20 protein-coding genes are annotated in these 18,116 nt (G+C 73.3%); 9 read left to right on the top strand and 11 right to left on the bottom strand.

The annotated features are described in order from the left end of the window. Positions 1 to 19 precede the first annotated feature (19 nt). The 6 genes from ACIQOV_RS02965 to ACIQOV_RS02940 form a co-directional block, all read right to left on the bottom strand. Entirely contained in the window at positions 20 to 1,117 is a 1,098-nt protein-coding gene (locus ACIQOV_RS02965; protein WP_359912969.1) for a substrate-binding domain-containing protein, read from the bottom strand. 228 nt (positions 1,118 to 1,345) lie between these two features. Beyond that, complete coding sequence (locus tag ACIQOV_RS02960; protein ID WP_401044167.1) at positions 1,346 to 1,711, bottom strand: hypothetical protein; 366 nt, start codon at positions 1,709 to 1,711, stop codon at positions 1,346 to 1,348. 173 nt (positions 1,712 to 1,884) lie between these two features. Beyond that, positions 1,885 to 2,838, bottom strand: a complete 954-nt coding sequence (locus ACIQOV_RS02955) for a DUF4331 family protein (RefSeq protein WP_387735113.1) — start codon at positions 2,836 to 2,838, stop codon at positions 1,885 to 1,887. 201 nt (positions 2,839 to 3,039) lie between these two features. After that, the gene (locus tag ACIQOV_RS02950) at positions 3,040 to 4,284 is read right to left on the bottom strand and encodes a cytochrome P450 (RefSeq protein WP_401044163.1); all 1,245 of its coding nucleotides are present in this window, start codon (positions 4,282 to 4,284) and stop codon (positions 3,040 to 3,042) included. Positions 4,285 to 4,436: 152 nt separating this feature from the next. Further along, entirely contained in the window at positions 4,437 to 4,997 is a 561-nt protein-coding gene (locus tag ACIQOV_RS02945; protein ID WP_401044160.1) for a GNAT family N-acetyltransferase, read from the bottom strand. A gap of 8 nt (positions 4,998 to 5,005) precedes the next feature. Next, positions 5,006 to 6,406 (bottom strand): ATP-grasp domain-containing protein, encoded by a 1,401-nt coding sequence (locus ACIQOV_RS02940; protein ID WP_401044157.1) that lies wholly within the window; start codon positions 6,404 to 6,406, stop codon positions 5,006 to 5,008. 162 nt (positions 6,407 to 6,568) lie between these two features. On the opposite strand from ACIQOV_RS02940, the gene ACIQOV_RS02935 reads away from it, so the two are divergent. The 3 genes from ACIQOV_RS02935 to ACIQOV_RS02925 all read left to right on the top strand — a co-directional run bounded on the left by ACIQOV_RS02935 (position 6,569) and on the right by ACIQOV_RS02925 (position 8,260). Next, positions 6,569 to 7,180 (top strand): putative glycolipid-binding domain-containing protein, encoded by a 612-nt coding sequence (locus ACIQOV_RS02935; protein ID WP_401044154.1) that lies wholly within the window; start codon positions 6,569 to 6,571, stop codon positions 7,178 to 7,180. A 135-nt stretch (positions 7,181 to 7,315) separates the two neighbouring features. Continuing rightward, positions 7,316 to 7,804, top strand: a complete 489-nt coding sequence (locus ACIQOV_RS02930) for an SRPBCC family protein (protein WP_380353257.1) — start codon at positions 7,316 to 7,318, stop codon at positions 7,802 to 7,804. Positions 7,805 to 8,005: 201 nt separating this feature from the next. Beyond that, positions 8,006 to 8,260 carry an acyl carrier protein gene (locus ACIQOV_RS02925; RefSeq protein ID WP_359912992.1) on the top strand — a complete coding sequence of 85 codons (255 nt, stop codon included), beginning with the start codon at positions 8,006 to 8,008 and terminating at the stop codon, positions 8,258 to 8,260. 74 nt (positions 8,261 to 8,334) lie between these two features. On the opposite strand, the gene ACIQOV_RS02920 is transcribed toward ACIQOV_RS02925, so the two are convergent. Next, complete coding sequence (locus tag ACIQOV_RS02920; protein ID WP_359912995.1) at positions 8,335 to 8,670, bottom strand: cupin domain-containing protein; 336 nt, start codon at positions 8,668 to 8,670, stop codon at positions 8,335 to 8,337. 71 nt (positions 8,671 to 8,741) lie between these two features. On the opposite strand from ACIQOV_RS02920, the gene ACIQOV_RS02915 reads away from it, so the two are divergent. The 4 genes from ACIQOV_RS02915 to ACIQOV_RS02900 all read left to right on the top strand — a co-directional run bounded on the left by ACIQOV_RS02915 (position 8,742) and on the right by ACIQOV_RS02900 (position 13,475). Continuing rightward, positions 8,742 to 9,716, top strand: a complete 975-nt coding sequence (locus ACIQOV_RS02915; protein ID WP_401044151.1) for a helix-turn-helix domain-containing protein — start codon at positions 8,742 to 8,744, stop codon at positions 9,714 to 9,716. Between the two features lie 208 nt (positions 9,717 to 9,924). Further along, a complete protein-coding gene (locus tag ACIQOV_RS02910) occupies positions 9,925 to 11,031 on the top strand; it encodes an RCC1 domain-containing protein (RefSeq protein WP_401044148.1) in 1,107 nt (368 codons plus the stop codon). A gap of 86 nt (positions 11,032 to 11,117) precedes the next feature. Then, a complete protein-coding gene (locus ACIQOV_RS02905) occupies positions 11,118 to 11,618 on the top strand; it encodes a peptidylprolyl isomerase (protein ID WP_401044146.1) in 501 nt (166 codons plus the stop codon). A 243-nt stretch (positions 11,619 to 11,861) separates the two neighbouring features. After that, positions 11,862 to 13,475, top strand: a complete 1,614-nt coding sequence (locus ACIQOV_RS02900) for a serine hydrolase (RefSeq protein WP_401044143.1) — start codon at positions 11,862 to 11,864, stop codon at positions 13,473 to 13,475. A 75-nt stretch (positions 13,476 to 13,550) separates the two neighbouring features. Here the strand turns inward: ACIQOV_RS02900 and zapE are convergent, their stop codons facing one another. Both zapE and ACIQOV_RS02890 read right to left on the bottom strand, forming a co-directional pair. Then, positions 13,551 to 14,627 (bottom strand): cell division protein ZapE, encoded by a 1,077-nt coding sequence (zapE, locus tag ACIQOV_RS02895; RefSeq protein ID WP_401044138.1) that lies wholly within the window; start codon positions 14,625 to 14,627, stop codon positions 13,551 to 13,553. 179 nt (positions 14,628 to 14,806) lie between these two features. Beyond that, positions 14,807 to 15,322 carry a DinB family protein gene (locus tag ACIQOV_RS02890; protein WP_401044135.1) on the bottom strand — a complete coding sequence of 172 codons (516 nt, stop codon included), beginning with the start codon at positions 15,320 to 15,322 and terminating at the stop codon, positions 14,807 to 14,809. Positions 15,323 to 15,607: 285 nt separating this feature from the next. Here ACIQOV_RS02890 and ACIQOV_RS02885 point away from each other — a divergent pair, with 285 nt between their 5' ends. Continuing rightward, a complete protein-coding gene (locus tag ACIQOV_RS02885; RefSeq protein ID WP_401044132.1) occupies positions 15,608 to 16,570 on the top strand; it encodes a phosphatidylinositol-specific phospholipase C in 963 nt (320 codons plus the stop codon). A 59-nt stretch (positions 16,571 to 16,629) separates the two neighbouring features. Here ACIQOV_RS02885 and ACIQOV_RS02880 read toward each other — a convergent pair whose 3' ends face one another. Together ACIQOV_RS02880 and ACIQOV_RS02875 are read right to left on the bottom strand one after the other, a co-directional pair. Beyond that, on the bottom strand, positions 16,630 to 16,839 hold the full coding sequence (locus tag ACIQOV_RS02880) for a DUF397 domain-containing protein (RefSeq protein WP_401044131.1): 210 nt from the start codon (positions 16,837 to 16,839) through the stop codon (positions 16,630 to 16,632). Then, positions 16,824 to 17,663, bottom strand: a complete 840-nt coding sequence (locus ACIQOV_RS02875; RefSeq protein ID WP_401044128.1) for a Scr1 family TA system antitoxin-like transcriptional regulator — start codon at positions 17,661 to 17,663, stop codon at positions 16,824 to 16,826. Before ACIQOV_RS02875 ends, ACIQOV_RS02880 begins: the two co-directional genes overlap by 16 nt. A 118-nt stretch (positions 17,664 to 17,781) precedes the next feature. Between ACIQOV_RS02875 and ACIQOV_RS02870 the strand changes: the two genes are divergently transcribed. Further along, positions 17,782 to 17,982, top strand: coding sequence for a hypothetical protein (locus ACIQOV_RS02870; RefSeq protein WP_401044125.1), 201 nt, complete (start codon positions 17,782 to 17,784; stop codon positions 17,980 to 17,982). The last annotated feature ends 134 nt before the right edge of the window (positions 17,983 to 18,116 follow it).

The raw sequence follows: 18,116 nt of genomic DNA, 5'->3' as shown, positions 1-18,116 counted from the left end.
GGGTCCTGCTGGAGGGGGCCTACTTGAGGCCGGCGGCGGCGCACGCGGCGGCGTAGTCGGCGGTGCAGATGTCGGAGACCTTGTAGATGCCGTCGGCCACCACGGTGGTGGCGATGGTGTCCTTGGTGACGACCTTGGCGTCCAGCAGCTTGGACGGGATGTTCTTGGCGGTGGCGCTGTCGACACTGTCGGGGGCGATGCTCTTGACGTCCTTGCCCCGCAGCAGGGCGACGGCCAGTTCGGCGGCGGTGTCGGTGATCGGGCGGTAGGCCTTGTAGATGGTGTAGGCCTGGTCGCCGTTCACGACGCGCTGGATGGCGTCCAGGCTGGCGTCCTGGCCGCCGACGGGGATGTTGATGCCGGCGCCCTTGAGCTGGGTGATGATGGCGGCGGCCATGCCGTCGTTGGCGGAGTAGACGCCCTGGAAGCCGTTCTTGCCGAACTCGGTGACGGCGGCGGAGATCTTCTGCGCGGCGACGGCGGCGTTCCACTGCCCGGACTGCTCGTAGACGACCTTCTTGATCTTCCCGTCGAGGGCCTTGTGCGCGCCGGACTTGAACTGCGCGGAGTTCGGGTCGGCCTCGTCGCCGTCGATCATGACGATGTTGGCCTCGGCGGCCTGCGGGCCGAGCGCGTCCAGCAGGGCCCGGCCCTGGAGTTCGCCGACCTTCTCGTTGTCGAAGGAGGTGTACGCGGCGACCGGGCCGCTGGCCAGGCGGTCGTAGGCGAGGACCTTGACGCCCTTGGCGGCGGCCTCCTCGACCCAGCTCTGGGTGGAGTCGGCGTCGTACGGGTCGAGGATGATCACCTTGACGCCCTGGGTGAGCAGGGTGTCGAACTGCTGCTTCTGCTTGGCGGCGCTGCCCTCGGCGTTGTTGTACAGCACCTTGCACTGCGCGCACAGGGACTTGACCTTGGCCTCGATGAACGGCCGGTCGAAGGACTCGTAGCGCACGGAGGAGGCGTTCTCGGGCAGCAGCAGGCCGATGGCGTCGGGGTTGCCGGCGGCGGATGCCTCGTTCTTGGCGCCGCCGGCCTTCCCGCACGCGGCGGTCATGGACAGGGTCAGCGCGAGGCCCATGGTGGAGACGAGGGCGCGACGCAGTACGGCGTTCATCGGATACCTCTCCCTGGGATCGCCGCGGCTTCGCGGCGGGGTGGGGGGAGTTAAACCTGGGCGCGTACATGACGTCAATAAGTAAAACCAGACTCCCCGAAATCCACCACCATTCGTTATCTTCGTGAACACGCCTCGGACGGGCGGCGCGTCCGAGGCGCGGGAAAGCGGAATGCCCGCCGCTCCCCTCGGACGGCGGGCACCCCGCGGCTCTGACCTGACGAAACGTCAGGGACGGTCGAGCGTGATCGAGTTGATCGGACCCAGGTCGTCGTACACGCCGCGCTGCGCCGCGATGTCGTAGACGCAGTCACCGCCGCCCGAGGCACGGCACAGGTGGGCGTGCGCGCCGCCGGTCTGGTTGTTGAGCACCCAGTGGTTGCCGTACTGGCCGCTCAGGTTGTGCGCGCCGTAGCTCCGGTAGACGGCACTGGGGCTGACCGCCGGGTCCTGGTCCTGCGGGTAGACGCAGACCGCTCCGGACGGGCAGCCCGCCCAGTCGCCGGCCGCGGCGCCGGCACTGCCGGCCCCCATCGTGGTCAGCGCGGCGGCGGCCATGGCCAGGGCGGCGACGGCGTGGGTGATCCTGCGCATGAGTGGTTCTCCCTTGGCTGGTACGAGGACGGACGACCCGTCCGTCCGGTGCCCGTCAGCCTAGGAATCCGGCGCCCGCAGCGGTCCCTGACATCTGACAGGGGCGCGCCTGCTTGCCCCGCGAGCCGGAACCCTCCACCGGGCGGCGCGCTCCGCGGGGCGGGCCCCGAAGGTCAGTGCGGGTGGCCCAGGTACGGGAAGGCCGGCAGCAGATCGGTGTGCGGCCCGATGTGGTCACCGGACACCTTGCCGTCGGTGAGCATCGTCAGCCGCGCCGAGGTCACGTCGTCGGTCAGCGAGCGCCCGTTCGGGTAGACGGCCGGGCGGGCCCGGTCGTAGCGCAGGACGTCCGGCAGCACGATCCGCAGCTGCGCGTGCGCCGCGTCCGTGGTGTACCCGCCGAAGTGCTGCAGCTTCGCCGTCCACGGATCACGGTAGGTCACCCAGTCGTCCACCGGCTCCCCGGCGTTGTACGCGTCCTTCACGTCCTCCTCGTTGAAGTACGCCGTCAGCGACGGATGCGCACCCCGGTCCACCGACACCAGCCGACCGTCCTTGCGCACGCTCACCCGCGCCCACACCCCGATCTCCGGCGCCTCGCCGAACGCCGCGTCCGGCGCCTCCAGCACGATCCCGAAGACGTTCTTGTCCGCGCCCCAGTCCACCCCCGTCCACTGGAAGTCCTTCACGATCCCGTCCAGGTCCGCGAAGAACGGGTCGCTGCGCAGCCCCGCACTCACCCGGTACGACCCCGCCTCCACCACCGCCGGGGTGCCCGTGAAACTCACCGGCGCCCGCGACACCAGCACCTCACCGGTCGCCTCGTGCCCGCGCGCCCCCTCACCGGTGGTACGCCGCACCGTCATGCTCTGCGCCCCGCCCACCGGCTCGGAGAAGGTGAAGCTGTACGCGATGTCGGCCCGCTGGTCGCCGTCGGTGTCGATGTCGATCCGGTACACCGCCTCCGGATGGAAGGCCTGCCCGCCACTGGGCGCGACCGGGTTCACGTTCATGATCAGCACCGTCCGGCCCGGCTCCGGCGAGGCGAAGGCGAACAGGTCGGTCAGATCCAGGCGCGCGTCACCCTCCGGTGAGCGCAGGTTCGGTCCGCTGAGGTGGTGCGACACGACGGTCTCCGGTCTCCAGTGCTTCGCGTGCGTCCGCGTGGACACCCCCCGCCCCCTCCGGCCATTGCTAACACGACCCGCCCGTACCGGCCCGCCCCGCTGCGCCACCCGGGCGACGTCGCAAGGGGGGACGGCGGGCGCGTGGCGCGTGGCGGGCCGACGGGCGGGGGCGCCGGGGTGGCCGACGCTGGCGCCGGAGCGTCAGGACGCCTTCGGCGCCTGCGGGCCGAGCAGCACCGGCAGCGCCCGGTGCCCGTTGGAGATCAGCGAGTCGACCGGCTCCAGCCGCGCGTCCGGGACGAGGGCGAGGTCGGGGAAGCGCTCGAACAGCCGGCTCAGCGCGGTGCGCCCCTCCAGGCGGGCCAGCGGCGCGCCGAGGCAGAAGTGCACGCCGTGCCCGAAGGCGAGGTGGTCCTTGACCGGCCGGGTGACGTCGAAGTCGGCGCCGCTGTCGCCGTAGCGCACCGGGTGGCGCCCGGCGGCCGCGTAGGCGGCGAGGATCGCCTCGCCCCGGCGCACCGTCACCCCGCCGGGCAGCTCGATGTCCTCCACCGCGTAGCGCATCGGCAGGTGCGCGACCGGCGCGTTGCGGCGCAGCGCCTCCTCGACGACGTCGTCCCAGCCGGCCTTGCCCGCGCGCACCAGGGCGAGCTGCCCGGGGTGGGTGAGCAGGTCGGTGATGCCGTTGTCGATCAGGTTGACGGTGGTCTCGTAGCCGGCCGAGACGATCAGCAGCACGGTGTCGCGCAGTTCCTCCTCGCTCAGCGCGCGGGAGTCGCCGTCGCTCTCGTGGTCGCGGGCGGCGATCAGCGCCGAGGTCAGGTCCTCGCCCGGTTCGCGGCGCTTGGCGGCGATCAGCTCCTCCAGCAGGGCCAGGAACGCGGTCACGGTGGCCGCCGACTCCTCGGCGGACAGGGTGGTGGAGAAGACCTTGTCGACCATGCCCCGGAAGGTGTCCGTGATGCTGTCGGGCAGGCCCAGCAGCCGGGAGATGACCTGGATCGGCAGCGGGTAGGCCAGGCGCTCGCGCAGGTCCACCACCTCGCCGGGGGCGCAGGCGGCCAGGCCGTCCAGCAGGGCGTCGGTCAGCTCCTCGACGCGGGCGGTCATGGTGGCGACCTGGCGGGCGGTGAAGGCGCCGCCCACCAGCCGGCGCAGCCGCCGGTGGTCGGCGCCGTGCGCGTTGAACATGTTGTGCGCGCTCACCCAGATCGCCAGCGGCCAGGTCCGCACCACCTCGGCGAAGTCCGGCCAGTGCTGCGCGCCGTCCTTGGAGACGCGCGGGTCCTTGGTGAGCTCCTCCAGCAGCACCGGGTCGGACACCGACCAGGCCCGCACGCCCAGGATGTCGACGGGCGTGGCCGCTCCGCGCGCGCACAGCTCGGCGCTCTCGGCATCGCGGGCGCGGCCGGTCGGGTCCAGTACGAGACGCTCCACGGGGTCCACGGGGGTTCCTCCACTCGACGCGGGGACGGTGCGCGGCCGCACGCCGCGCACCGGGACACGAGGATGCTCGCCCGCGGCGGTCCGCGTCGAGAGGGCGTGGCGGTCGGCGCGTCGTCGCGGGCCGGCCCGGCCGGGGCACGGGCGGGCACGGCTCACGCCCGCACGCGGTCCGCCTCGTGGACCCGCGGCGGCGCCACCGCGCTCGTGGCGCGTTCGAACAGGGCGCCGCTGCGGCTGTGGGCCACCGTGCGCACCCAACGCCAGCCCTGCGCACGGTAGTAGGCGTGCAGGGCGGCGTTGTCGCTCCACACGTTCGCCCGCAGCAGCCCGGCGCCCGCCCGCGCGGCCCGCCAGGCGGCCCAGTCGCCCAGACGGGCGCCGATGCCGCGCCCGGCGTACCGGCGGTCCACCGTGAAGGAGCTCACGTAGCGGGCCGGGCGGGCGAGTTCCTCGCCGCTCCACAGGCGGGGGCTGCCGGTGGGGCGCAGCGTCACGGTGGCGACGGCCTCGCCCTGCGGCGCCAGCGCGGCGACCACCGTCGCGCCCCGGGCGATCAGCGTCAGGCCGCGCTCGGGGTCGTACGGGGCCGACCACTGGGCCGAGCCGTGCTCCAGCGCGATCCAGGCGGCCGCCTCCGCCCGCAGCGCGGCCAGCCGGGGCAGGTCGGCGGGCACCGCGGCGCGGACGTACAGCGGCACGGGTGTCCTCGGCACGGGTCTCCTCACCGCGACGCGCAGGGGACGGCGGTTCCCGCGGGTTCGTCGAGGGGTTCGAGGACGAAGCCCGCGCGCAGGGCGTCCACCAGCCGCCGTCCGGGCGCGGTGAGCGCGGTGCCGTCCGGGGTGGTCAGCGGGTGCCGGGCCACGACCCGGGCGAGCGGCACCCCGGGGAGCAACACCGTCCCGGGGGAGGGCAGTTGCAACAGCACGCAGTCGTCGGGCCCGCACTCCAGCAGACCGAACCCGGCGCCGCAGTACCGCAGCCGCCCGTCCTTGAGCCGGTGCAGACCGCCGCCGGGCGCCGCCGCCACCCGCACCGGGGCGCCGGTGTGCCGCACCACCAGCTGCACGGCGCCCGCCGCGTCCGTGCGCGGCTCGCCGCCGGTGGCGTGCCCGTAGAGCTCCAGGACGTGGCGCAGCGCGGACGGCAGCGCGTGCTCGGCCAGTTCGAGCTCGCCCAGCAGCCAGGTCGAGCCCTGCATGCGGCAGTTGAGCTCCAGCAGCAGCGGGCGCTCGTCGTCCAGGACGAAGTCGGCGCCGAACAGGCCCCGGTAGCCGAGCGCGGCCAGCGCCTCGCCGACGCGCCGCGCCGCGGTGCCGGCCCGGGCCAGGGCGAGCGGCGACAGCAGGGCCGGGGCCGCGAAGTCGCAGCCGGAGTAGGCGCCGAAGGGCGCGCCGATGCCCTCGACGCGGGTCAGCTGGACGGACGGGCGCAGCACCCGCACCGTGCTGTCCGCCGAGACCAGGACGTGCAGGTTGACCGCGACGCCCTCGACGTAGCCGCTCACCAGCCAGGGCCCGCCGCCGGCCCGGCGGATCGGCTGCAGCTGCGCCTCGTCGGTGACCAGGTGGGTGCCCTTGCCGCTGGAACCCGTCGGCGTCTGCACCACGTAGCGGTCGCCGAAGCGCCGGCGCAGCTCCCGGTGGTCGAGCGCCGGGGCCACCGCGTCGGACGGCGTCACCGCCCCCACCGACCGCAGCCAGGCGCGCTGGGCCCGCTTGTCGCCCAGCACCGGCAGGGCCAGCCGCGGCGGCTCCGCCAGGCGGGCGCCGAGCACGTCGAGTGCCGAGCGCCACTCGGGTTTCATCGCGGTGTAGGGCAGCAGCGCCAGCTCCCGGCCCCGCCAGGCCCCGGCGCTGGCGCCGGTGCGGGCGATCCGGCGCAGCACCTCGTGGACACCGGCACCCAGCGAGGTGTGGTCGCGCACCCCGCTGGCCGGCTCCAGCGCATGGAAGAGCGCCCCGAACTCGCCCTCCCAGCCCGCGTCCGCACCCTCCACGCTCAGCACGGCGGACAGGCAGCCGGTGCGCAGCAGCGGCAGCACGAACAGGGGGCGGGCACAGCACGACAGCCCGGGCACGGCCCGCAACCGGGCCACCGCTTCGTCACAGGATGTGATCACCCACGCGATTATGGAGAGCCCGGGACGGCGCCCACCGCCGCCGCGCGCCCCATCACGCCCCGCACGAGGCACTCCCCGCCCCCACCCTCACCCGTACGAAGGATCCGCCCGCGTTGACGGCCTGTCGGGGCCGCTGTCGGCACCCGGCAGTACCGTGCACGAATGAACAGCCGCACCGACCGCACCGACCAGGCCGACAGCGCCGCCGCCCGCACCGCCGCACCCACCTGGCGGGTCACCGAGACCGCCGGCCTGGAAACCTCCTGGATCGACCTGCGCCCCACCGCCCTGACCGCCCGCGGCCGCGTCGCCGCCGCCGAACCGGCCCCGTACTGGCTCGACTACGAACTCGACACCGGCGACGGCTTCACCACCCGCCGCATGCACGTCACCGCCCGCACCCCGGACGCCGTCCGCACCCTCGACCTGCGCCGCGACGAGACCACCGGCCACTGGACCGTCGACGGCACCCCGCGCCCCGACCTCGACGGCGCCCTCGACTGCGACCTCGGCCTGTCCCCGCTCACCAACACCCCGCCCGTCCTGCGCCACGCCCTCCACCGCGGCCCGGGCGAACACCACTTCCTGATGGCCTGGATCCGCGTGCCCGAGCTGGTCGTCGTGCCCTCCCGCCAGACCTACACCCACCTGCGCCGCCACCAGGACGGCCGCGCCACCGTCCGCTACACCTCCGGCGACTACCGGGCGGACCTGCTGCTGGACGCGGACGGCCTGGTCGCCGACTACCCGGGCCTGGCCCACCGCATCGCCTGACGGCCCCCGGCCCGACGGCCCGGCCAGGCCCGACGGCCCGGTCCGGCCCGACGGGGCGCCCGACCTGACGGGGCGCCCGGCTTTCCCGCCCGGTACGCTCGGGCGCATCCCCCGACCCGCCACGAGGAGGCCCCGATGCCCTGGTTCGCACTGGAGCGCTTCGACGCCTCCTTCTTCGACACCGCCCCGCACCGCCACCGCCACGTGATGGACCTGCCGGTGGCACCGCGGAGCGTGTGGGCGGGGCTCGCCGGCCCGGCACCGCTGTCCTGGTGCCGGGGCCTGGCCGGCGGCCGCTACACCTCACCGGCCCCGCACGGCGTCGGCACCACCCGGGAGATCACCGCGCTCGGGACGCTGCGGCTGCGCGAGGAGTTCACGCTCTGGGAGGAGGGCACGCGGCACGCGTTCCGCGTCACCGAGGCCTCCCTGCCGCTGTACCGGCGCTTCGGCGAGGACTACCTCCTCGAACCCCTCCCGGGCGGCGGCACCCGCTTCACCTGGACCTTCGCCTACGAGCCGGCCCCACTGCTGCGCCGCCCCGCGGCACTGACCGACATGCCCGGGGCGGCCTTCCAGCGGACGCTGATCGCCGACACCAAACGGCACTTCGGCGCGGCCTGAGCCCGCCGGGCCACGGGCGCCCGGACCTGAGCCCGCCCGGCCCGGCGGGCCGTCCCGACCATCCCCGTGAAGGCCTCACACGTACGAGTGAACGAGCTGGACCGGGCGCCTGGCGACCACGTACAACTGCGCCCACAGGGCCACCCGTCGAACGACCCGACCGCCGTCGGCCCTGCCACCCACGCACCCCCGGAGGGCCCGATGGCCACGGAGATCACCTACGAGGAACTGGCCACCCTGGTCAGGACCCGCGCCGGCGTCCAGGTCACCGCCGAGGAACTCGCCGACCCCGGCCGCATGTTCCTCGACCTCGGCGTCGACTCCCTGGGCGTGCTGGGCGTCCTCGCCGACCTGGAGAACCGCTACGGCGTCTCCCTCGACAGCTCCGACCTGCTCGGCCGCCCCGTCGCCGAGTTCCTCAAGGACGTCAACGCCTCGCTGAACCCCGGCTCCTGACCGGCCCGGAGCGGGGCGGGAAGCCCGGCCCCGGCGGCCTCCCGCTCCCGCTCCCGCTCCCGCGCCCCGCGGCCCTACCCCTGCGGGTAGAACACGAACAGCGTGCAGCCGACGGCCGTCGACGGCACGTGCCACGACCCCGCCGGAGCGTGCAGGAACGTACCGGCCGGGTAGTCCCGCGCCCCGTCGTTGAAGACGCCCGCCACCACGAACACCTCCTCCGGCCCTGGCTCGTGGACGTCACGGTGCGGCCAGCGGGAGCCCGCCGCCATCTCCAGCACATGGGCGTGCGCGCCGTCCGGCCCCCGCCACAGGGCCCGCAGCCGGACACCGGGGAACAGCTCGCGGACCGGGGACTCGTCGACGGACACGGACGTGTAGCCCTGCTGGGCAAGGATCTCCGGGTACATGCCCGCAACGGTGCCGCGCCCCGGCCGGCCCGGACAGGCCCCACCGCGACACCCTGGGGTACTTTCCTGCCATGCACCGCGTGGTGGCCCTGGTCCGGCCCGTCCAGTCGACCTTCGAACTCGGCTGCGCCGCCGAGGTCTTCGGCACACCGAGACCCGGCCTGCCGCAGCACTACACCTTCGCCACCTGCACGCAGGTCCCCGGCCCGGTGCCCACCACCGGCGGCTACACCATGTCCGTGCCGCACGGCCTCGACGCGCTCGACACCGCCGACACCGTGATCGTCCCCGGCTGGCTGCCCGTGGACGAACCCCTCGCCGACCCCGTGCGCCGCGCCCTGCTGCGGGCGCACGCCCGCGGGGCCCGGCTGGCCGCCATCTGCTCCGGAGTGTTCGCCCTGGCCCGCACCGGACTGCTCGACGGCCGCACCGCCACCACCCACCGGGCCCGCGCCGACCAGCTGCGCCGCGCGTACCCCCGGATCCGGGTCGAGCCGCACCGGCGCTACGTGGACCACGGCGACGTCGCCACCAGCGCGGGCGCCGGCGCCGGCCTCGACCTGTGCCTGCACCTGGTCCGGCGCGACCACGGCGCCGCCCACGCCGCCGCGCTGGCCCGGCACATGGCGATGGCGCCGCACCCCGACGACGACCGCACGCCGTACGCGCCGGCGTCGTCACCTCCGCCGCCGTCACCGCCGGTGCCGGTGCCGGTGTCGTCGGGGCAGGCGCTGGACGGCCTGCTCGCCTGGGCCGACGAGCGCCTGGGCACGCCCCTGTCGGTCGAGGCCCTGGCCGCCCGCCTCGGCGTCTCGCCCCGCACCCTGGCCCGGCGCTTCGCCGACCACCTCGGCACCAGCCCGGGCGCCTGGCTGCTCGCCCGCCGGCTGGCCGCGGCCCGCGTCCTGCTGGAGGACACCGACCTGCCCGTCGACGCGATCGCCGCCCGCGTCGGGCTGACCTCCGCCGTCAACCTGCGCCGCCGCTTCCGTGCCCGTACCGGCACCACCCCCGGCGCCTACCGGCAGGCCTTCCGCACCCGCTGAGCCGTACGTCCCGCGCCATGCGCTGCGGGACGTACGGCCGTCGGCCGCGCCGGAGGGCCGCCATCACCCGATCGAGTGGCCGGCGCTGCCGTTTCCCGTGCCGGTGACGTGCGCGTGGGTAGCGTCGGTCCATGATCGTGGACTCGTCAACAGATCTGACATGTCGACGATTTGACTTATTGTCATACAAGTAAAGAGGCATCGTCGCATGGCAGAGAAGCGCCTGAAGTCCTGGGGCAACAACCGCTCCGGCCAGCTCGGGGACGGCACCTGGGCCGACCTCCGCACCACGGCCACCGCCGTGCTCGGGCTGACCAGCGCCGACGTGGTGAAGATCGCCGCCGGCGGGGCCGGTGCCACCCTCGGCCACGGGCTGGCCCTGCTGGCCGACCGCACGGTGCAGTCCTGGGGCGTCAACGGCTCGGGCCAGCTCGGCGACGGCACGGTGTTCAGCCACAACGCGCCCGGCCAGGTGGTCAATCTCGCCGACGCCACCGACATCGCCGCCGGCGGCGCGCACAGCCTCGCCCTGCTCGCCGACGGCACCGTCCTGGCCTGGGGCCAGAACAACCACGGCCAGCTCGGCAACGGCACCGGCGCCGACAGCGGCGTCCCGGTGCGGGTCGAGGGCCTCCACAAGGTCGTCGCCATCGCCGCCGGCCTCCACCACAGCCTCGCGCTGCGCGAGGACGGCACCGTCTGGGCCTGGGGCTACAACAGCAACGGCCAGCTCGGCGACGGGACTTCGACCAACCGCGGCCTCCCGGCGCGGGTCGTCGGACTGACCGGCGTCAGCCGGATCGCCGCCGGCGCCAGCCACAACCTCGTCCTGGTCGGCACGCCCGGCAGCGGCGCCGCCGTGAAGGCCTGGGGCTACAACGCCACCGGCCAGCTCGGCGACAACACCACCATCAACCGCTACACCCCCGTCACCACCCACGGGGCCTGGACCGGCGGGGTCACCCGGATCGCGGCCGGCTGCAACCACAGCATGGCCGTCGTCGACACCGACCACCGCCTCAAGGCCTGGGGCCAGAACACCGCCGGCCAGCTCGGCGACGGCACCACCGTCTTCCGCGTCACCCCCGTCACCGTCCCCGGCCTGAGCGGCGTACGGCTGGTGGCCGGCGGCCGGGAGCACACCGTGGCCCTGTCCGGGACCAGCACCGTGCACTCCTGGGGCAGCAACGGCTCCGGCCAGCTCGGCGACGGCACCACCGCCGACAGCAGCACCCCGGTGCCCACCCTCACCGCCCTCACCGGCATCGACAAGCTCGCCGCCCCCGTCGGCGGCGACTTCACCCTCGCCAACTGAGGCGCCTCGACGGTGCCCGGCCGTCCCTCCTGTCACAATGCGCGTGAGCAATCCGTAGCCGCCGCAACCCGTACAGTGAGGTCATCGTGTCGAAGGTCAAACTGAGCACCAACCACGGCGACATCGTCCTGCGCCTCGACGCGGAGAAGGCCCCGGAAACGGTGGAGAACTTCCTCCAGTACGTCCGGGACGGCTTCTACGACGGGACGGTCTTCCACCGGGTCATCAACGGCTTCATGGTCCAGGGCGGCGGGATGGAGCCCGGCATGAAGCAGAAGAAGACCCGCGCCCCCATCCAGAACGAGGCCGACAACGGCCTGAAGAACACCAAGTACACCGTCGCGATGGCCCGCACCGGGGACCCGCACTCGGCCACCGCCCAGTTCTTCATCAACGTCGCCGACAACGACTTCCTCGACCACAGCGGCAAGAACGCCCAGGGCTGGGGCTACGCCGTCTTCGGCGAGGTCGTCGAGGGCCAGAACGTCGTGGACGCCGTCAAGACCGTGCCCACCGGCTCCAGGAGCGGCCACCAGGACGTCCCCAAGGAGGACGTGGTCATCGAGAAGGCCGAGGTCGTCGAGTAGGACGGCTCCGTCGGCCAGGGGCGGGGGAGCAGGCGCGCGCGGGAAGTCGGCCCGGCCGACTTCCCGCTCCGCACCGCCCGGCGCAGCCCCGGCGTGTCGCCCCGACCCCTCCCCGCCGCCGGACGGGTGAACGCGCCCACGGCGGTGCGCGGCGCCCGCCCGGGCCGCGCCGGGCCGTCGAATACTCACGTACTCACGCGATGAGGCGCACGGCCCGTGCCGCCCGGACGAGGGAGGACCCGCATGCACCGCCGCACCGCCTCCGGGCCGGGCCACCGCATCGCCGCGCCCCTGCTGGCCGGCCTGCTGCTCGCCGGGTGCACCTCCGCAGCCTCCGACCCCGAGGCCGCCCCCGGCACCGTGCCCACCGCGCCGCCGCAGCCCTCACCGCAGCTGACCGACCAGCAGGTCGCCTCCGCCGTCGACCGGATCGACGCCTACGTCCAGGACGCCCTGCGCAGGACCGGCGTGCCGGGCCTGGCCCTGGCCGTCGTCCACCAGGACAAGGTCGTCCACGCCAAGGGCTTCGGCGTCCGCGAACTCGGCAAACCGGACACCGTCACCCCCGACACCGTCTTCCAGCTCGCCTCCGTCTCCAAACCGATCGCCTCCACCGTCGTCGCCACGGCCGTCGGCCAGAAGTCGGCCGCCTGGGACGACCCCGTCACCGCCCACGACCCCGGCTTCGCCCTCGCCGACCCCTGGGTCACCGGCCACGTGACGATCGCCGACCTCTTCTCCCACCGCAGCGGCCTGCCCGACCACGCCGACGACCTCCTCCAGGACCTCGGCTACCAGCGCGACTACATCCTCCAGCACCTGCGCGACCAGCCCCTCGCCCCGTTCCGCGCCAGCTACGCCTACACCAACTACGGCCTCACCGAGGCCGCCGTGGCCGTCGCCAGGACCAAGGGCGCACCCTGGGAGACCCTCTCCTCCGACACCCTCTACAAGCCGCTCGGCATGACCTCCACCAGTTCCCTGCGCTCCGCCTACGACAGCGCGGCGAACAAGGCCGTGCCGCACGTACGCAAGAGCGACGGCACCGGCTGGCAGGTCAGCACCACCGAGAACGCCGACCCCCAGTCCCCGGCCGGCGGCGTCAGCTCCACCGTCCAGGACCTCTCCCGCTGGATGCGGCTGCAGCTCGCGGGCGGCTCCTTCGAGGGCCGGCAGATCGTCGACACCGCCGCGCTGAGCGAGACCTGGCTGCCGCACAGCCTCTCCAACCCGCCGGCCGCGCCCGCCGGCAACCCCGGCCAGTACGGCCTGGGCTGGAACGTCGGCCGCGACACCCGCGGCCGGCTGCGGCTCAACCACTCCGGCGGCTTCGCACTGGGCGCCGCCACCGTCGTCACCCTGCTGCCCGCCGAGCAGCTGGGCATCGTCGTGCTGACCAACGGCCAGCCCACCGGCCTGCCCGAGGCGGTGGCCGAGGAGTTCTTCGACCTCGCCCAGGAGGGCCACGAGACCGTCGACTGGCTCGCCTTCCTCGGCAAGGTCGTCCCCGCCGCCCTCCTGAGCGGCGTCTCACCCACCGACTACACCAAGCCCCCGGCCGACGCCGCCCCCGCCGAGCCCGACGCGGCCTACGTCGGCACCTACGCCAACGGCCACTACGGACCGCTGACCGTGACCACCGGCAACGGCGGCGCCCTGGTGATGAGCCTGGGCCCGGAGGACCTGCAGTTCCCGCTCCAGCACTACGCCGGGGACGTGTTCAGCTTCCGCACCCGCGGGGAGAACGCCGTCGGCCTGTCCGGGGTGACGTTCACCGTGGGCGCCGACGGCCGGGCCTCCACGGTGGTGGTCGAACAGCTCGACCACGAGGGCCTCGGGACCTTCACCCGCAGCTAGGGCGGCGGCTCCGGCGCTCCGGTGGGCCACCGCCCTTTCCGCCGGTGGCCCGGGGGCGGTGGCCCGGTGGGGTGCTCAGCCGGCGGCCTCCCGGGCCGGCTGCCGCAGGAGGGCGAGGCGGCTGGCGGTGCGGTCGAGGTCGCGCATGAGGGCGGAGCCGGCGGGGAGGCCGGCGAGCGGGTCGGCGCCGATCAGGACCAGGCGGACGTCGCGGTCGCAGCAGACGTCGACCAGGTTGGCGAAGCGCCGGCGGCCGTCGGGGGACGCCTCGGCGAGCGGCGGGACGCCGTCGAGGACGACGGTGGGGAAGCGGTCGGCGAGTGCGAGGTAGTCCGCGACGGAGGTGAGGCCCTCGCACAGCTCCGGGAAGCCGAACCACACGTGGTCCTCGCGGACCGCCCGGGCCGGCAGCTCGCGGTGGTGGGCGGCCACCGGACCCGCCTCCTCGGGCCGGGGCGCCGTGAGGCCGGCCGAGGCCTCGTCGCCGGGGCGGAGCCGGGCGCCGAGGCCGAACCCGTGGGCGCGCTCCGACCCGGGCAGGCGCCGGAAGTCGACCTGCCCGCAGACGTCGACCACGTCCATCCGCTCCTCGATCAGCCTGATCGTCGGCTCGAAGAGGTGGTGGTACAGCGGGTCGGGCATCAGCCCGGCGGGCGGGTAGTTGGACGTGGTGACCAGGGTGATCCGCCGGTCCAGCAGGGTGTGCAGCAGACGGGCCACCAGCATCGCGTCACCCGCGTCGTGGGCGTGGAACTCGTCGAAGACCAGGACCCGGCAGTCGCCGAGCAGCTCGTCCACGGCCCGGTCCACCGCCGCGCCGTCCGCGCTGCGGCTCCCGGCGTGGTGGGCGACGCCCTCGTGCAGCCGGCGGAAGAAGTCGTGGAAGTGCAGCCGCCGCTTGCGCGGGGTCGCCAGCCCGTCGAGGAAGGTGTCCACCAGCCAGCTCTTGCCGCGGCCGACCGGGCCCCAGAGGTAGAGGTGCCGCGGACCGCGGCGCAGCCGCCAGGCCGGGTGGGCCAGCTCGCCGGCCAGCCGGCTGAGCCGCTCGACCGGGAGCTCCTGGGCGGGGTCGAGCGTGAACCCGCGCTGCCCGGCGGCCCGGTGGAAGTGCCCGCGCATCGCCTCGTACTGCTTCTGCACCCTGTCCGTCACGGGTCCGGACCCTAGCAGGGCGTCATCGGCATCCGGATCACCGGGAGTTGCCCGGTCCCGGGCCCCTTCACGGCTGGTCCGGCGCGGGACGGGACCTGACGGAGCGTCCCGCACCCGCCGGCCGCGGTTCCCGCTCCCGGGCCGTCGGCCGGCGGAAGCGGTGACGTCCGGTGGAACCGCTAGTAGTAGCCCTTCGAGCCGTCGAGGAGTTCGCGGACGATGTCGGCGTGCCCCGCGTGGCGGCCGGTCTCCTCGACGAGGTGGATCAGCATCCAGCGCAGGTTGGCGCCGCCGGCGCGGAAGCCGGGCTTGCGGCCGACGTCGTCCAGGGAGGCCGCCGCGACGATCTCGTTGCTGCGGGCGCACTGGGCCTCGTACTCCGCGAGCAGGTCGGCGAGGGGGCGGCCGTCGGTGTGCCAGTCGGCGTCCTCGGTGGACTCGTCGAAGGACGGATTCTGCTTCTGGTCGCCGCCGAGGAACATCACCTCCAGCCAGAGGTGTTCGGTCCAGCGCATGTGCGACAGGAGGCCGGCCATCGTCATGGCCGGCGAGGTCGGGACGACCGCCCGGTGCGCGTCCCGGTCGTCCAGCCCCTCGCACTTCCAGCGCAGGATCTTCCGTTGCAGGTCCAACCAGCCGATGAGCGCGGTGCGTTCGTCCGCCTGGAGTGGGGGGCGTTCCAGTTCCGATGCCATGGCGGTGCAGGCTACCGAGGCGTCACGTCGGGCGCACCGGGTTTTCCGCGTGCCGCCCGCCGCGCCGGGCGCGGGCCGGTCCACCGGGCATGCGTGGGCACGCCGGTCGTGCGCGGGAAGTCGGCCCGGCCGACTTCCCGCTCCTGGGCCGCTCGCCGGTCGGCGGTGCGGTGCGGGTGGCCGTTCGCGGACGATGAACCGGCTTCGGGCGGAGGTCCGTTGGAGTGGAAAGGAGAACGTTCACGCCCGATCACCATCGGGGCCCCGAGTCCGGAGGCTTCTTGCATGTCGATCAACCGTAGGACCCTTCTCAGGGGCGCAGCGCTCGCGGCCACGACCGGTGCCCTGGGCATCGCCGGCTCGGGCGCGTCGGCCGTCGCCGCGCCGGACCGCCTCGTCCACCGCCCCACCGACAGGTGGATGTCGTTGCTGGGCGACAACGTGAAGCTGTCGCAGCTGACGATCCCCGGAACCCACGAGACGTGCGCGCTCTACGACGGCGGCGCCTTCGGCTTCGCCCAGTGCCAGGAGTGGCGCATCCCCCAGCAGCTCCAGGCGGGCGTGCGCTTCCTCGACATCCGGTGCCGGGTGATGGGCGACGTCTTCACCATCCACCACGACAAGATCTACCAGAACATCAACTTCGGCGACGTGCTGAACCTTTGCATCGACTTCCTGAAGTCGAACCCCCGCGAGACGATCATCATGCGGGTCAAGAAGGAGTACACCGAGGGGCAGGACTACCGGTTCAGCGAGATCTTCAACTACTACATGGACGGCATGGACGGGAAGGGCAACTACCGGCCCTGGTTCTGGCTCCCCAAGGCCGGATCGCTGCCCGGCGGGCTGCCCACGCTCGGGCAGGTGCGGGGCAAGATCGTCCCCATCATGTCGGACTTCACCTGGGGCGACGGGCGCTACGACCCGCTGCGGTGGGGGGACGACTCCCGGATCTGGCTGCAGGACGCGTGGAGCGACGGGTCCAGCCGCAAGGTCCAGCGGGTCAGGGAAGGGCTGGACACGGCGTTCTACGGCCAGAACGACGGCAAGCTCTACCTCCACTTCGCCAGCTCCAGCAGCTTTCCGGAGACCCCGTACAGGATCGCCAAGGTCGTCAATCCCTCCATCCAGGACTACCTGACGCCGCGCATCTCCCAGCGCGCGCACTACGGCGTGATCGCGATGGACTTCGTGGACGAGCGCAAGGACCTGCTGCAGATGATCGTCGACTGGAACTTCGGGCTCTGACCGCAGCCACCGGCCCCGCCGCCCCTGGGCTGGGGCGGCGGGGCCGAGGGTGGCTGTGGTCAGCGGGCGTCGAACTCGCCGGTGCGGACGGCGGTGACGAAGGCCTGCCAGGCGGAGGCGGGGAAGAGGAGGGCCGGGCCGGAGGGGTCCTTGGAGTCGCGTACGGGCATGACGCCGGCGAAGCCGTCGGCGACCTCGATGCACTGGCCGCCGTTCGGGCCGCTGTACGAACTCTTCCGCCAGGAAGCCTCCGTCAGGTCGACGTCCACTCCAGGTCCCTCCTTGCCGAACGGATGAAAGCCAGCGATTCGGCTTGGCCAAGGGCCTCGACCGCAAGCCGATCGTAGCTCTTGGCAAGTTCAGCAACCGACTTGGAATCGCGGTCGATGTAACCACGCTGCTCGACCTCGCCGTAGGCGAGAACCTTTCGGTTCGGCATGGTAAGGAGGGTTGCCATGTGCGTGAACGGCCGGTTCTCGCCGAGGGTGAACGGTGCCACCTGGATGACGATGTTGGGCCGAGTGGACAACTGCTCCAGATGAAGTAGTTGTTCGACCATGACATCACGGCCGCCGACGACTCGCCTGAGGCAGGTTTCGTCCAGCACCACGTGCAGGAGCGGAGGAGGGGTCCGTCCCAGGACTTGCTGTCGAGAGAGCCTGAATTCGATACGTTCCTCGGCCAGTTTCTTGGGTGAAATGCCTTGGCGGACGCTGCCCATCTGGAGCGCGGTTGTATACCCCCGGGTCTGCAGGAGTCCGGTGACGACGTTGACCTCGAAGATCCTGATCTCTTCGGCAAGGGCCTCGTAGCGCGAGAATTCCGGAAAGCCCTCCAGGATTGCCGCGTTCTTCAGCTGATACCACATCAGCAGCATGGTGCCGCCCGTGTCGAGCGCGATGTCGGAGAGTTCGGCGAGCTTGCGACTCGGGGGTCGGTGTGCAAGTTCGACGTAGGACAGGTGCGAGGGGGAGCACCCGATGAGCGGGGCCAGCTCCTCCTGGAGGAGGTCCTTGGCCTCTCGGAAGGCGCGGAGTTGGATTCCGAAGGGCGCCCACGGGCTCGACTCGGGGTCGATCTTCTTCTTGTTCACGGCAGCTCTCAACTTCCCTGTGGCCCCTCGGCAAGTAGCAGGCCGCTTCCGATGCTAGGCGACCTTGCGCCACCATGTGCACAGAACGTGAAACTCCGATCGCAGAGGGTTCCCTTCCATGCGCCACGACCAACTCCCTCGCCTCCACGGCTACGGCGTCCGCTGGGACGCCGAGGCCGACCGCTACCGGGTCCGCAACGAGATGACGGGGGAGTGGCTGTGCCGGCCCACCGGTGAGCCGGCCGCCTTCACCTTCTTCGGGGACGCCTACAGCGCCTGGCGCGCCTTCGAGGTCCACAAGCGGCCCGGGGAGAAGTGAGATGTCCACCCTCTCCCGCGCGACCGCCGAGCAGCGCCGGCAGGCCGCCGACGTCCTGGACGACCTCGCCACCGTCCTCGCCCTCGGCGGCGTCGAGCTCCCCACGCTCGAAGTCGACTGGGCGGACGGCCGCC

This window comes from Kitasatospora sp. NPDC091257 (genome assembly GCF_044757675.1).
GTDB classification, from domain to species: domain Bacteria; phylum Actinomycetota; class Actinomycetes; order Streptomycetales; family Streptomycetaceae; genus Kitasatospora; species Kitasatospora lactacystinica.
The sequence above is the reverse complement of the archived record's forward strand: the minus strand, read 5'-3'. Positions and strand labels throughout refer to the sequence as shown.